The 13,531-nt window shown below is 56.4% G+C and carries 13 protein-coding genes, 3 tRNA genes and 1 other RNA gene; 8 read left to right on the top strand and 9 right to left on the bottom strand.

Features of this window, described 5'->3' with window-relative positions; genetic code table 11:
- Positions 1-98 precede the first annotated feature (98 nt).
- The 3 genes from IEV00_RS02330 to IEV00_RS02340 form a co-directional block, all read right to left on the bottom strand.
- Positions 99-171 (bottom strand) — tRNA-Arg (locus IEV00_RS02330).
- Positions 172-262: 91 nt separating this feature from the next.
- Positions 263-1,516 carry a glutaminase gene (locus tag IEV00_RS02335; RefSeq protein WP_188358716.1) on the bottom strand — a complete coding sequence of 418 codons (1,254 nt, stop codon included), beginning with the start codon at positions 1,514-1,516 and terminating at the stop codon, positions 263-265.
- 33 nt (positions 1,517-1,549) lie between these two features.
- Complete coding sequence (locus IEV00_RS02340) at positions 1,550-2,104, bottom strand: DNA-3-methyladenine glycosylase I (RefSeq protein ID WP_188358717.1); 555 nt, start codon at positions 2,102-2,104, stop codon at positions 1,550-1,552.
- Between the two features lie 214 nt (positions 2,105-2,318).
- On the opposite strand from IEV00_RS02340, the gene IEV00_RS02345 reads away from it, so the two are divergent.
- Positions 2,319-2,918 carry a single-stranded DNA-binding protein gene (locus tag IEV00_RS02345; RefSeq protein ID WP_188358718.1) on the top strand — a complete coding sequence of 200 codons (600 nt, stop codon included), beginning with the start codon at positions 2,319-2,321 and terminating at the stop codon, positions 2,916-2,918.
- 122 nt (positions 2,919-3,040) lie between these two features.
- On the opposite strand, the gene mptB is transcribed toward IEV00_RS02345, so the two are convergent.
- A complete protein-coding gene (gene mptB, locus IEV00_RS02350; protein ID WP_188358719.1) occupies positions 3,041-4,600 on the bottom strand; it encodes a polyprenol phosphomannose-dependent alpha 1,6 mannosyltransferase MptB in 1,560 nt (519 codons plus the stop codon).
- Between the two features lie 162 nt (positions 4,601-4,762).
- On the opposite strand from mptB, the gene orn reads away from it, so the two are divergent.
- The 3 genes from orn (at position 4,763) to def (ending at position 6,272) form a co-directional block, all read left to right on the top strand.
- A complete protein-coding gene (orn, locus tag IEV00_RS02355; RefSeq protein WP_188358720.1) occupies positions 4,763-5,380 on the top strand; it encodes an oligoribonuclease in 618 nt (205 codons plus the stop codon).
- 134 nt (positions 5,381-5,514) lie between these two features.
- Positions 5,515-5,587: transfer RNA gene (locus IEV00_RS02360), tRNA-His, on the top strand.
- 91 nt (positions 5,588-5,678) lie between these two features.
- Positions 5,679-6,272 (top strand): peptide deformylase, encoded by a 594-nt coding sequence (gene def / locus IEV00_RS02365; protein WP_188358721.1) that lies wholly within the window; start codon positions 5,679-5,681, stop codon positions 6,270-6,272.
- Between the two features lie 6 nt (positions 6,273-6,278).
- Here def and rnpB read toward each other — a convergent pair.
- An RNA gene (rnpB, locus tag IEV00_RS02370) (RNase P RNA component class A) lies at positions 6,279-6,635 on the bottom strand.
- A 33-nt stretch (positions 6,636-6,668) separates the two neighbouring features.
- On the opposite strand from rnpB, the gene IEV00_RS02375 reads away from it, so the two are divergent.
- On the top strand, positions 6,669-7,439 hold the full coding sequence (locus IEV00_RS02375; RefSeq protein ID WP_188358722.1) for a YaaA family protein: 771 nt from the start codon (positions 6,669-6,671) through the stop codon (positions 7,437-7,439).
- On the opposite strand, the gene IEV00_RS02380 is transcribed toward IEV00_RS02375, so the two are convergent.
- The gene (locus IEV00_RS02380; RefSeq protein ID WP_188358723.1) at positions 7,436-8,338 is read right to left on the bottom strand and encodes a Nif3-like dinuclear metal center hexameric protein; all 903 of its coding nucleotides are present in this window, start codon (positions 8,336-8,338) and stop codon (positions 7,436-7,438) included. The two genes, IEV00_RS02375 and IEV00_RS02380, sit on opposite strands and share 4 nt — an antisense overlap.
- Positions 8,339-8,420: 82 nt before the next feature.
- Here IEV00_RS02380 and msrA point away from each other — a divergent pair, with 82 nt between their 5' ends.
- The 3 genes from msrA (at position 8,421) to epsC (ending at position 10,751) form a co-directional block, all read left to right on the top strand.
- Positions 8,421-8,945 carry a peptide-methionine (S)-S-oxide reductase MsrA gene (msrA, locus tag IEV00_RS02385; protein ID WP_188358724.1) on the top strand — a complete coding sequence of 175 codons (525 nt, stop codon included), beginning with the start codon at positions 8,421-8,423 and terminating at the stop codon, positions 8,943-8,945.
- A 116-nt stretch (positions 8,946-9,061) separates the two neighbouring features.
- Positions 9,062-9,997, top strand: coding sequence for a cysteine synthase A (cysK, locus tag IEV00_RS02390; protein ID WP_188358725.1), 936 nt, complete (start codon positions 9,062-9,064; stop codon positions 9,995-9,997).
- Positions 9,998-10,166: 169 nt separating this feature from the next.
- Entirely contained in the window at positions 10,167-10,751 is a 585-nt protein-coding gene (epsC, locus tag IEV00_RS02395; protein ID WP_188358726.1) for a serine O-acetyltransferase EpsC, read from the top strand.
- 70 nt (positions 10,752-10,821) lie between these two features.
- Here the strand turns inward: epsC and gnd are convergent, their stop codons facing one another.
- The 3 genes from gnd to IEV00_RS02410 form a co-directional block, all read right to left on the bottom strand.
- A complete protein-coding gene (gnd, locus tag IEV00_RS02400; RefSeq protein WP_188358727.1) occupies positions 10,822-12,306 on the bottom strand; it encodes an NADP-dependent phosphogluconate dehydrogenase in 1,485 nt (494 codons plus the stop codon).
- Between the two features lie 94 nt (positions 12,307-12,400).
- Complete coding sequence (locus IEV00_RS02405) at positions 12,401-12,577, bottom strand: hypothetical protein (RefSeq protein ID WP_188358728.1); 177 nt, start codon at positions 12,575-12,577, stop codon at positions 12,401-12,403.
- Positions 12,578-13,447: 870 nt separating this feature from the next.
- Positions 13,448-13,523 (bottom strand) — tRNA-Val (locus IEV00_RS02410).
- Positions 13,524-13,531 lie beyond the last annotated feature (8 nt).

Below are 13,531 nucleotides of genomic sequence, written 5' to 3' on the forward strand. Positions count from 1 at the left end.
GGGGTTGCCGTGCAAAATGTGGGCACAGGGGGTATTTTTGGGTATAGAAAACCCGTGCTTCCCTATTCTGACTAGGGTAAAAACGGGTTTCCAGCTTGCGCCCCAGGAGGGAGTCGAACCCCCGACCAAGAGATTAGAAGGCTCCTGCTCTATCCACTGAGCTACTGAGGCTGAGATATTTGCTGGGTGAGCAAACAATCCTGAGCTATCTTACTCCCCCACCCAGCTCCAGGGCAAAGTCACCAGCTACTCGCCACGTTACTTACTCGCTGCTTGCGCTGAGAACCTGAATACCGTCGTCCTCACACTCGCCCCGCATTTTGAGCACGTTGTCGGGGTCAAGCAAGGAAACCTGAATGCCTTCGTCTTGAATAGCGTTCAGACCGTCCAACAGCATGGCCCTACCCACGCGGTTGGCCTCGGAGACCCGAGTTAGGTCAACCACCAGATCGGCGCATTCTAACTTCATGTTCTCTAGCCGGTGCAGGGTCTCTTCGGCGTTAGTAAATTCAAGACGGCCCTGAAGCTCTATCACTGTCTCCGAACCGACCTGCCGCACCAGGCGAACTGCCTCATAGCTATAGGCCTCTGCATTCATCATGTGCAGACCCATCTGAGCTGAAAGCTGCTTGAATACCTCAATGGAACGAACGCTGTTGCCCTTCTCATCGAGGCGGGGTGAGAAAACACCGATACCGAGCTGGCTGGGTAGCACACCCAGCACACCGCCGGAGACACCGGATTTTGCCGGAATACCCACTTGCGCAAACCAGGTGCCCGATCCGTCGTACATACCCGCCGAAACCATCACTGATAGCACCTGGCGCGCCACAATCGAATCCACGGTTTGTTCGCCGGTAATCGGCTGTACACCGCCGTTGGCAAAGGTAGCGCCCATTATCGATAGATCCTGCACATTAACCTTGATGGCGCACTGGGCAATGTAGCCCTCGACCACTTCGTGGGCTTCAGCTTCAAAGAGGCCAAAGCTTTTGAGCATGTGGGCCATGGCCAGATTTCGCTGGGCTGTTTCTTTCTCAGACTCAAAGACCGACTGATCAATATGAAGCTGACGGCCAGCCAGGCGAGAAAGAAAATCTAGCAGGTGGTCAATTCGTTCTTGCTGACCGGCAGAATCGCTGACCAGCATGGAATGGATGGCAATTGCGCCAACGTTAATCATGGGATTATCGGGGCGCTGGGTTCCCTCTTCGACTGAAAGTTCATTGAAGGCCTCGCCCGAGGGTTCAACCCCCACCTTTGAAATCACATGGGAAAGTCCGCGATCTGCCAGAGCGAGGGCGTAGGCGAAAGGCTTAGAAATAGACTGCAAACTGAACTCGTGGTCAACGTCGCCCACCGCGTAGGAGCGACCATCAACGGTGGTCAAAGCGATAGCAAATTTATTGGGGTCTGCTTTGGCCAGCTCTGGAATGTAGGCTGCAAGTTCACCGCTGTTTTCATCGCGAGTTGAGGTCAGCAGATCTTCAAGATAATCAGTTACGGGGCTTTTCACCCTAGAAAGCCTACCGGTCTGGCTGAGACCTGCTCAACTGTTGGCTCCAACTGTAGCCAATCTAACCTGAATTAGCCCCAGTGCCTGCGCAACAGAACACACCCCGACCGGCCCGATATAGCGTAGTCCCGCCAGTCTCAGCGACCGGCAAATGTCATCGCTGGCTTCGTGGGTGCGGGGCAAATCTCCCACTGTATCTACCGTTATCGGCCGGCAAAAAGCATTGAGAAAGAGGTCTGCCAGGTCTATATCGTGTTCAATGAGAGCTCTTGCGTTATCCCTACAGGCCTTGAGCTTATAGAAGTTTCGGATGATAGCGGGGTTCTGGGTGGCTTGCTCAAGAACCTCGTCTTCCAGAGCTGCCACCTTCTCTAAATTATAGCCGCCCAGCAGGTTATACAGGGCCTGGCGGCGGCTTAGTACGGTAGTGAAGGTCAGCCCCAGCTGGAAGGTCATCAGGCATAGCTGCTCGAAGATAGTTTCTTCGCTCAGTGGTACCTTTCCCCACTCCTTTTCAAAGTAGTCACGGGTGGATGAGTCCCTCACCCAGCCGGGATAGGTAGCTGTGGTTTCTTGCTGTGTTGTCATGCCCTCACGCTAAAAAGCTGAGGTAATTTTTGTCCAGCTTTGAGGAAATTGTGGACACAGAAGTCTGTGGATAACCCAAACCTCTGTACACAGGCGCCCTTTTTGGGTATTTTTTGCCCGACTTATCCACAGATTTTAATTTTCTCTTCTCCACAAGAATTTTTCCGTGCAGTCTGAAGGTGCCCGGTCAATTAGACAACCAAAGGAGAACATCATGACCGATCTGGTAACCATTCGAGGCAATGTAGGTAAAACACCCAGCACAAATACGTTGCCCTCGGGCACGCCGGTCACCAACTTCAGTGTGGCCACCACTCCCCGCTGGTATGACTACAACCAGGGAATGTGGCGGGAGGGAACCACCAGCTGGTACCAGGTGAGAACCTACCGGTCGCTAGCTGAGAACTGTGGCCGCTGCCTATACCAGGGCCAACCAGTCATCGTGACCGGCCGCCTCAATATTCGGGAGTGGACGGACAAGGAGGGCCGCCCTCGGGTGAGCGCAGAGATTGACGCCACGGCGGTGGGGCATGATCTCAATATGGGACCTTCGAGCTACATCAAGCCGGAGCGAAAGCAGGTTCAGCAGGACGCCGAGGGAAGAACCCAGCACTCCCCCATGGCAGCCAGCGCTCCCGTAAATACCGACACCGGTGAGATACTAAAGATTGAAAATCACGCGAATTCAGGCTCACATGAGGATTTTGAAGCCGCAGTCGCTGAGACCACCAATACCGCGGTCTATACCTCAGAATCAACTGGCTTTGAGAGCGGAGAAACGAAAGAAGCCCTAGAAGAAAAGGCCCCCTACTAAAAACGGTCTCAGGCTGAGACGAAAGAAGCTAACAGGGCGGGCAACTAGCCTACCCGGTACAAATGCCCCAAGATGCCGGTTGCCCGCCCTGCACGATTAGATTCTCTCTAAATAGCCCCTGGTTAAATCACCATCTGATAAATCGTTGAGCGGCGGCCGCGACGGAGCACTCGGCGGGTTGCAGGGTCGAGGAAGACCAGGTAGCAGGCGTAGGCCAGGGAAATCACCACAGCCAGCAACCGGCCCATGTTCATATCGAAATCCTGCAGGTAGGGCGAAACGTCCAGTTGGTCGGAAATCGCGTAAATCATGAAGAAGAGGGTGGTAATGAAGTAGAAGTCGAGCTGCCAGTCGGTGCGAATGCCAGACACAGCAAAGAAGGGAATGAACCAGAGGAGGTACCAGGACTGAATCATAGGCGAGAAAACCACCACGAAAGCCAGGGCAATTCCGACCCGGCGAATCAGCTTCTCGTCACGGCCCACGAACATCACCACAACCGCACCCAGCATGCCAATCAGCTTGCCCACCGAACCGATAGTGTCTCGGAATTCGCTGACCATATTGCTGTCAAACAGGGCAGAGGCTACCAGCCCCAGGCACATGGTGATAAAGCCAATGGGAGCGTACCAAATCCACTGGCCACCGGTGGTGGATAGAGCGCCTACCCAGCCGAAACCGAAGCCGTTGATAAAGCCCATCACAGCCATTTCCAGCACAAAAATGGCCAGGGTCAGAGCCCAGAACAAGAACTTTCGGAGCCAGGTGGCGCGTCGTCCTGCCCAGAGCAAACCAATAAAGGGTAGAGCTACCAGGGCGATGGGCTTGACCGCCACCGCCATGGTCATCAGGGTGGTGCCTAGCAGACCTCCCTTCCAGTTGCGGTGCGCCGCGGCGTAGTAGACAGCGGCCAGCATCAGGCCGGTCATCAGGGAGTCGTTGTGCCCGGCGGTAACAAACTGGGCAATAAAAAGCGGGTTGGCGACGATGAGCCACAGTGCCCGCGTCTCGTTAATATCGTGCAGGGCCGCCAGCTTGGGAACAAAGTAGGCAATCAGTCCCACACCAATCAGAGCTACCCCGCGAAAGAGGTAGATGCCTGCGTCAATATTGTTTCCCGCCACCCAGGCGATGAACTGCTCAATCCATAGAAAGACCGGGCCGTAGGGCGGAGGTGACTGTGCCCAGAGCGGATCGGCGCCGTACTGGAAGAAGTTGTTAATGGACGAGACCCCAACTTCATAGGGGTTGAGCCCTGCCTGCATCACTCGCCCCTGGGCAAAGTAAGAGAAGATGTCGCGACTAAAGAGCGGAAACGCAAGCAGCTGAGGGGCAGTCCAAAGAATAATCGCTAGCCAGGTCCAGAATTTGGCGCTGCCCCGCCAGACCACCAGTTTCTGCGAGAGGCGCAACCACTCTCGACACATCATCATGCCACCAATGGCGAGCAGGGCGATGCAGAAAATAATCGCACCGGCGTTATAACGCAGAGAGATGATGAAATCCAGACGATTCAGGGGCGAGGCATCTGCCAGCCACCCCACGCCGAATGAACCCAGCATCATCAGCAGGGAACCGATGGTACCGACGACGACGGTGCGCAACGGGCTACCGTAGATGTAGCGGCCTTGCCGTACGGGGGCTGACGTGGCGGGTAACCGCTCCGGATCAATACTGCTCATGAGGCTCCTGCTTGAACTTCCTGGTAAGTCTAAAAACTAAGGCTGATTCAAAAGGTGGTGCGCAAAGCCAGAGTAAACATTTAAACAAGTCGCGCTGTCTTGAGTTTACCGGTTTGCTCCGAAAGATTAGAAAACTCTATTGGCAGCGAGTAGATTTTAAGCGTGTCTATTTCAAATGAACGAATTGTATGGATTGACTGCGAGATGACCGGTCTCTCGCTTGAGGACGACGCTCTGATTGAGGTTGCTGCGTTGGTGACCGATGCTGAGCTGAATATTCTGGGAGAGGGTGTAGATGTTGTTATCAAGCCCAGCCCGGAAGCCCTTGAGCAGATGAACGATTTTGTGACCACCATGCACAAAAACTCCGGCCTGCTTGAAGAACTCGACCAGGGTATGACGATGGAAAAAGCTCAGAAGCAGGTTCTGGATTACATCAAGGCCCACGTGCCCGAAGCCGGTAAGGCTCAGCTGGGCGGCAACTCGATCGGCACCGACAAGACCTTTTTGGTGCGCGATATGCCCGAGCTGATTGACTACCTGCACTACCGGGTGATTGATGTTTCCACCATTAAAGAGCTCTCCCGCCGCTGGTTCCCCAAGGCCCACTACAACGCCCCCGAAAAAACGGGTAACCACCGCGCCCTGGGCGATATTCGGGATTCCATTGATGAGCTACGCTACTACCGCGAGGCTGTCTTTGTTGAAGCGCCCGGCCCCGACTCTGATGAAGCCCAGAAAATTGCCCGCAGAATTCAGGAAACCCGCCAAGAAATTTAAGGCAAACGCACCAGCGAACTGTCGGTGAGCGCCATCACCCGAAAAACCGAGCTGTCGATTTTGCATTTCTTGAAAACTCCTATAGAGTATTTCCTGTTGCAAACGCGAGGTTGAAAAATCAAGCGGAGCACATGGTGGTCGTAGCTCAGTTGGCAGAGCGCCTGGTTGTGGTCCAGGAGGTCGCGGGTTCAACCCCCGTCGATCACCCCGAATGAAAAGGGTCGTTACGGTAATCGCCGTAACGACCCTTTTGTTTTTCTACAATAAGACTAGATTCTCTGAACCTGAAGGAGTAAAGGTGGCTATTCTTCCGATCGTCATTCACGGCAATCCCGTCTTGCACCGGCCAGCTGCGCCGGTGACCACCATTGATGACAATCTGCGCAAGCTCATGGCTGACATGGATGAAACCCTCGATGCTTCCCACGGCGTTGGCCTGGCAGCGCCGCAGGTGGGCGTGGGTCTTCGCATGTTCAACTACAAGTACCCCAATGACGACGGCGTGCCCGAGCGGGGCTTCATTCTTAACCCGGTGCTCACCCTGGGAAAGATTTCTAGCGCCGACCCTGATCCGAATACCGAAGAAGAGGGTTGCCTCTCCTTCCCCGGCTACGGTTTTCCGCTAAAGCGCGCTGACTGGGTAACTGTCTCAGCACTGAATGAGAAGGGCGAACCTATTTCCTTTGAGGCAACCGGCTGGTTTGCCCGGGTGATGCAGCATGAGACCGACCACCTGGATGGAAAGCTCTACGTGAACCGCCTCAACAAGAAGTGGACCGCCAAGTCCAAGAAGGTGATTAAGCGGGAGGGCTGGACTGTCGAGGGTAACTCCTGGTTGCCCGGTACCGACCCCGACCCCTTTGGCCACGACCAGCTAGACGATGAAAACTAGGCTGGTAGAACAGGGCACCCGATAAGCCGGGTTCTGTGCCCGCCTCTGAAACGGGGCGGGTGGCAATCATCCATCTAGGCACTCCCTCGCGGGGTGCTCAAGCAGCCTACCCGAACACTTCGGCGCACAACCGTCTGGCGTGTTCATATTTGGCCTTGCTCCGAATGGGGTTTACCGAGCTACCCCGGTTACCCGGGGTACTGGTGGGCTCTTACCCCACCTTTTCACCCTTACCTGCTGGCAGGCGGTTTGTTTTCTGTGGCACTGGCCCGCACGTTGCCGTGGGTAGATGTTATCTACCATCCTGTGCTGTGGAGCCCGGACTTTCCTCAAGGTTTCCCTCGCGATTGCCTGGGTGCCCTGTTCAGCTTTCTACTGTACACCAAGGAGTTTGCATTGTTGATTTTGCTTCCGCCGTCTGAGGGCAAGACCGCAGCTGAAACGGGTGCCCCGGTAGATTTGGGCGATCTGTCTTTTCCTGAACTCACCGAGGCACGCGAGCGAATTGCCGAGGAGCTTATCAGGGTATCGGCTGAGGAAGATGCCCTGCAACAGCTCAAGGTGGGTGCCTCTTTGGCGGCTGAGGTCGAGCGCAACCGGCGCATCCTCGATGAACCCGCCCACCCGGCGTCCTCGGTCTACACCGGGGTGCTCTTTGAGGCTTTCGACTATTCTTCTTTGGACGACGACGCCGCCGCGGCTGCCGATGAGTCGGTTCTGGTGGTCTCGGCGCTGTGGGGTGTGGTGAAGCTGACCGACCGGATTCCCGCCTACCGTCTCTCCATGGGGGTCAAACTCGGGGACTGCGGAAACCTGGCTACCTTTTGGAAGCCCGAGCTGACCCAGGCTCTCGACTCTCTCGCCCAGGATGACCTGGTGATTGACTGCCGCTCCTCCGCCTACGCTAAGGCCTGGCTCCCCCACCCCGAACGCACCTTTGCGGTGCGGGTGGAGAAAGAAGCCGCCGACGGCGCCCGCAAGGTTGTCTCGCACATGGCCAAGCACTTTCGAGGCGAGTTTGCCCGCTATCTGGTGACACAGGGTCTGAGTCAGCTGACCGATATTGAAGAAGTGCTGGCGCAGGCCTCTCAAGACTGGGATCTTGAGGTGGACTATCCCAGCGGTAAGAAGCCCGGTCAGCTGACCCTGGTGATAGCCGAAGACTAGTAGCGGGTTGAAGCCGAGCCCTCTACCTCGCCGGTTGAGACGCGGAAGTCCCAGGGGTCGGTGTTGAGCTCCGATACCTTATAGTCAATGGCAAAGCCGCGCTGAGCAAGAAGATCTTTGAGCTTCTGGGCGGCTCCCGCCAGCCATACCCACTCGCTGGCCGCGTGAGAGCAGTCAATGAGCGCGGGCTTTCCACTGCCCTCAATCAGGGCTCTTTCTCGCAGTTCTGATGCGGGGTGATGCCGCAGATCAGCGGTTATATACACGTCGGCCCCGGCGGCACGTACCGCGTCAAAGAGGGAATCGCCAGCGCCGCCGCACAGCGCCACCCGCTCTACGCTCAGGCGGGGGTCGCCTGCAATTCTTAAGCCGCCTGCGGTGGCGGGCAGAATTTCCGCCAGTTTCTCTGCCAGCTCTTTCAGAGTCAGAGGCTGGGCCAGGCGGCCCACCCGTCCCAGACCAACCTGCCGTACAGCGCCGTCCAGCTCCTGCTCCTTGGCCTCAGCGAGAACCTCAACATCGCGCAAGTCGAGGGCCGCAGCCAAAGCCTCGTTGACGCCGTCCACCGCAGCATCGGCGTTGGTGTGGGCGCCCAGCAGACCGCAGCGGTTCTCAATCAGGGTGTGTAGCACCGCGCCCTTGTAGTCGGTATCGGGAAGAAAATTGGCACCGCGCAACAGTAGCGGGTGGTGGGTAATCAGCAAACCGGCAGAATCCGCCGCGGCTTCTTCGGCGGTGGCCACCGTAGCATCAACGGCGAAATTCACCCGCTCTACCGGGGTGCTGCGGCGGCCAGCCACCAGGCCGCTGGCATCCCAGCTCTCAGCCAGGTGGGCAGGGTAAAGCTCGTGAAAAGCATCAACAACATCGCCCAGAGTGGGAGTCTTCAGAGTAGTCATGGCTCTATTCTTTCACGGAATAAACAGGGCGGCACGCACGTTTGAACCAGTGAAAAGCAATCGGCAGAAAGGCATAAAAACAGTGCAGTCCTTTGTACTTGGCGGTGGATGCTTCTGGTGTATCGACGCCGTCTATCGCAACTTTCAGGGAATCCAGGAGAGCACCTGCGGCTACACCGGCGGGCACACCGAAAACCCCGACTACCGCAGTGTCTGTAGCGGAACCACAGGCCACGTTGAGGTAGACCGGGTGGTCTTTGACGAATCGGTTATTCCTGCCGAGACCGTGCTCGATATTTTCTTTACCTCCCACGACCCCACCAGCTGGGACCGCCAGGGGGCAGATGTTGGTAGCCAGTACCGCTCGGCGCTCTACTACGAGAACGAAGAGCAAAAGCAACTCTTTGAAGCCGCCAAGGAGCGGGCAGAGAAGCTCTGGGGTAAGGAAATCGTGACCGTAATCGAGCCCCTGGAAAAGTTCTGGGAGGCCGAGGATTACCACCAGAACTACTACGCTAACAATCCGTTTGCCGGTTACTGCCAGGCAATTATCAACCCGAAAATTTCCAAGGCTCGCCAGAACTACTCTGAATATCTGCGTGGCTGAGTAGCGGAAACAAGCAAAAATTACGCTACGTTGCTTGCGTCCTGGGGTGACGTACCTTTTTCTAATAAAGTATGACAAAGAAGCGTAATGAAGAAGTCATAGAAAGGAAGACTCTCATGGCAAAAATGTATAGCGACGTCACCGAGGTTATCGGCGGCACTCCCCTGGTTCGCCTGAACCGTCTCGATGCAGACCTGCCCGGCAACGTTGCCGTGAAGCTGGAATTCTACAACCCCGCAAACTCGGTTAAAGACCGTATCGGTAAGGCTATTATCGACGCCGCTGAGGCATCGGGCCAGCTCAAGCCCGGCGGCACCATCGTTGAGGGTACCTCGGGCAACACCGGTATCGCCCTGGCCATGGTTGGTGCTGCCCGCGGCTACAAGGTTATTCTGACCATGCCCGAAACCATGTCTACCGAGCGCCGAGTCATGCTGCGCGCCTACGGTGCAGAAATCGTGCTGACCCCCGGTGCAGACGGCATGCGCGGTGCTGTTGAAAAGGCCCAGGAAATCGTCGATTCTACCGACAACGCCATTCTCGCCTCCCAGTTCTCCAACAAGGCTAACCCCGAGATTCACTACAAGACCACCGGCCCCGAGATTTGGGATGCCACCGACGGCAAGGTAGATGTTCTGGTTGCCGGTGTTGGTACCGGTGGCACCGTCTCAGGTGCGGGCAAGTACCTCAAGGAGCAGAACTCCAACGTCAAGGTTGTTGCTGTTGAGCCCAAGGACTCCCCGCTGCTCTCCGGCGGTAAGGCTGGCCCCCACAAGATTCAGGGTCTGGGTGCTAACTTCATTCCTGACACTCTGGACCGCGAGGTGTACGACGCCGTCACCGCCGTCTCCGCTGAGGACGCCGTGGAAGCAGCTCGCTCCCTGGGTACCAAGGAAGGCATTCTGGGCGGTATCTCCGCCGGTGCAGCAATCTATGCAGCCCTGGAAGAAGCAAAGAAGTCAGAGAGCAAAGACAAGCTGATTGTGGCTATCGTTCCCGACTTCGGTGAGCGCTACATCTCTACCATTCTCTACGAAGACATCCGCGGCTAACAGTAGCCAATCTTTGAGCTGACTAGCTCAAAAGTGTGCCCCTTCCCGGTGAGGGGGCACACTTTTTATTTTCCGATTACAGTATTTTTCTGCCTAAAATGGGAATAGTTATGTGAGACTGTGGGTTGTATCTAACAGTTTTAGGCCCCTCAGCACACGGAGAGAGAAAATGGCATTCTTTGAGCGTCTCAGCGAAGACCTAGCAACGGTTAAGTCTCATGATCCGGCTGCCCGTAGCAACCTAGAAATCATCATCAACTACTCAGGCATGCACGCTATCTGGATGCACCGGCTGGCTCATAAACTCTGGCAGAAAGACTCCACCAAGCTGGCAGCCCGCACCCTCTCTCAGTTCTCCCGCTTTCTCACCGGTGTTGAAATCCACCCCGGAGCCACCATTGGCCGCCGCTTCTTCATCGACCACGGCATGGGCATCGTGATCGGCGAAACCGCCGAGGTGGGCGACGACGTCATGCTCTATCACCAGGTCACCCTGGGCGGCCGCTCCCTCGAGAAGGTCAAGCGCCACCCCACCATTGGCGACCGCGTAACCATCGGTACCGGTGCCAAGGTGCTCGGCCCCGTCACCATCGGCGCAGACTCGGCCATCGGCGGTAACGCGGTAGTGGTGCACGACCACCCGGCTGATTCGATTATCACCGGCATTCCCGCCAAGTCCAAGCCCCGCACCCCCGAGAAGAAGGAGCCGCTGGTGGACGCCGTCGAGTACATCGACCCCGCCATGTGGATTTAGTTTTTGGGTATAAGTAAGAGCCGCCGGGAGGTTTCCCGGCGGCTCTTTGTGGTTTCAGGACGGCGCCCGTTTAGTGCACGTGCACGTCTGCGGCGTTGACCTCGCGGCGGTCGTCCTCGGTCCACATCACGTGGTAGTCGCCCTCTGCGTCAATGCGCTTGTAGGTGTGCGCACCGAAGTAATCGCGCTGGCCCTGAATTAGGGCAGCGGGCAGACGGTCGCGGCGCAGACCGTCGTAGTAGGAAAGGGAGGATGAGAAGACGGGCACCGGAATACCCAGAGCGGTTGCCTTAGCCACCACGCGGCGCCAGGAAGGAAGCAGGTCTTCCATCAGGGACTTGAAGCCCGGTGCCAGCAACATGTTGCTGGGAATGTTCTCGCCCGAGTAAGCCTCCATGATTTCACCCAGCAGTTCTGCACGGATAATGCAGCCTGCCCGCCACAGGGAGGCCACGACGTCGAGCTTGTAGGTCCAGCCGTACTGGTCGGCAGCTTCCTGGAGCATATCCAGGCCCTGAGCGTAGGCAACGAGCTTGGAGGCGAAGAGAGCCTTACGCACGTCTTCTACAAATTCTTCATCGGCATTGGCTACGCCGGTGGTTGCGATGAGGCCGGCGGGAAGCTCCTTCTGAGCTTCCTCGCGGGCTGCGGTGTTAGAAGAAGAAAGACCGCGTGCAAAAACCGACTCGGCAATACCGGTAATCGGGGTGCCCAGGTCAATGGCTGCCTGAACGGTCCAGCCACCGGTGCCCTTCTGGCCTGCCTGGTCAACGATAACGTCTACCAGGGGCTTGCCGGTCTGAGCATCAACCTGCTCCAGCACCTGAGAGGTAATCTCAATCAGGTAGGAGTTCAGTTCGGTCTCGTTCCAGGAGCGGAAAATCTTAGCCTGATCTGCCGGCTTAATACCGGCAACCGAGCGAAGAATATCGTAGGCCTCGCCGATCACCTGCATGTCGGCATACTCAATACCGTTGTGAACCATCTTCACAAAGTGGCCCGCGCCGTCGGTGGAGAGCCAGGCACAGCAGGGAGCGCCGTCCTGGGGAGCCTTAGCCGCGATCTTCTCGAGCATGGGGCCCACAGACTCGTAGGACTTAGCGGAACCGCCGGGCATGATGGCGGGGCCCCACAGGGCGCCCTCTTCACCACCGGAGACACCCACACCCACAAAGTGCAGGCCCTTCTCAGCCAGTTCTCGTTCGCGGCGGATGGTATCGGGGAAGTGGGAGTTACCGCCGTCGATAATGATGTCGTCTTTATCCAGCAGGGGCGCCAGCTGCTCAATGACGGCGTCTACGGGCTGACCAGCCTTAACCATCACCAAGATACGGCGGGGAGACTCCAGAGAGTCCACCAGTTCCTGCAAGGTCTCAGTACGGATAAAGTCGCCCTCAGAACCATGAGCCTCAAGCAGAGCGTCAGTCTTCTCTACCGAGCGGTTGTGCAGGGCGACTGTGTATCCATTACGCGCCAGGTTACGAGCGAGGTTTGCACCCATCACTGCCAAACCGGTAACGCCAATCTGTGCCTTTTTTGAATTATTTTCAGTCATGACTCAATCGTACGTTGTCTGCGCCAGCGGAAAGCCGTTTTTATGAATTTTTTCCAGAGGGTGAACGCATGTTCAGGGGCACAGTCCACTTCCCCTAAGGGCGGTCGTTGAAGAGAACCCAGAGGGCGGCGGCTCCAATCGCCAGGGCAATCAGGGCGAAGATTGACCACATCGTCACAAAAGTTCCCTGGCTGATGAAGAAGAGGGAAATCAGCAACCAGGCCAGAGACAGGCCTACTGCGGTGAGGTGTCTGGGGCGAAAGTTATTCAAGGGCTACCTCTTACGATTGATGATTCAAAACTGGGCTAACAGGTAGAAAAGTGTACCCTACCTCGGGCTACTCCTACTCCCGGTTTGTACAGGGTTGTCTCTTATGTACAGAGATACCGCTGTACACCCGAGACAACCCTGTACAAACTGCCAGGTTATTAGGGCAAATCTGTGTCCCCAGCAAACACACGAGAACCAACCCCACAGGTTAGCCCCATAAGCTAACCTCAGCTACACACCGCCCAAAATTCCAGCAACTGCGGTAGGGTACTTGAGTCTTGAGCTGAAACAGGCTCTCTCGCTACAAGCAGGTTCCAAGCGATACCCCAAAGTACAAGTAAGTTCCCACTGAAAGCCCAACAGTACAAGCGCAGTCCTTAGGGTACAAGCAAAGTCCCCGGGTACAAGACAATACTTGTACTCGGGGACCCTGCTTGTCCCTTTGGCTGCCCAGTAAGAAGAAACTTGTACCCTTCCCCAGCTGAGATCTCTCGAAAGGCCATTTTTATACCGAAAATCAGCCAAAAACGGTATAAAAATGGCCACTCGGTGATTCTGGCAACCAGTGCAGTTATCCTGTTTCAACGAATTCATCGAGTCGCCGTTTCAGCGACGTTTCGCCGGTCAAGAACCGGCGAAACGTCGTCGAAGCGGCGATATGCAATCGAAGCGGCGACTCGGTGCACTGCCCCATTCTGGCAAAGTGACCGAGCACTGGTTTGATGAGGAGCCGGCTTTTCTGCAAAGAGCCGCTTAATAAACGGCTCTTGTTCAGAAGCCGGCTCCTGACCGGGTGGGACACAGAGTTGCCCTATATCCCAACAAAACCCTGAGCATACAAAAAAGCCCCGCCGAAGCGGGGCTTTTGGTTGGTGGGTCCTACCGGGATCGAACCGATGACATCCACGGTGTAAACGTGGCGCTCTACCAGCTGAGCTAAAGACCCATACCGTC

Source organism: Rothia aerolata (genome assembly GCF_014635585.1).
Classification (GTDB): Bacteria; Actinomycetota; Actinomycetes; order Actinomycetales; family Micrococcaceae; genus Rothia; species Rothia aerolata.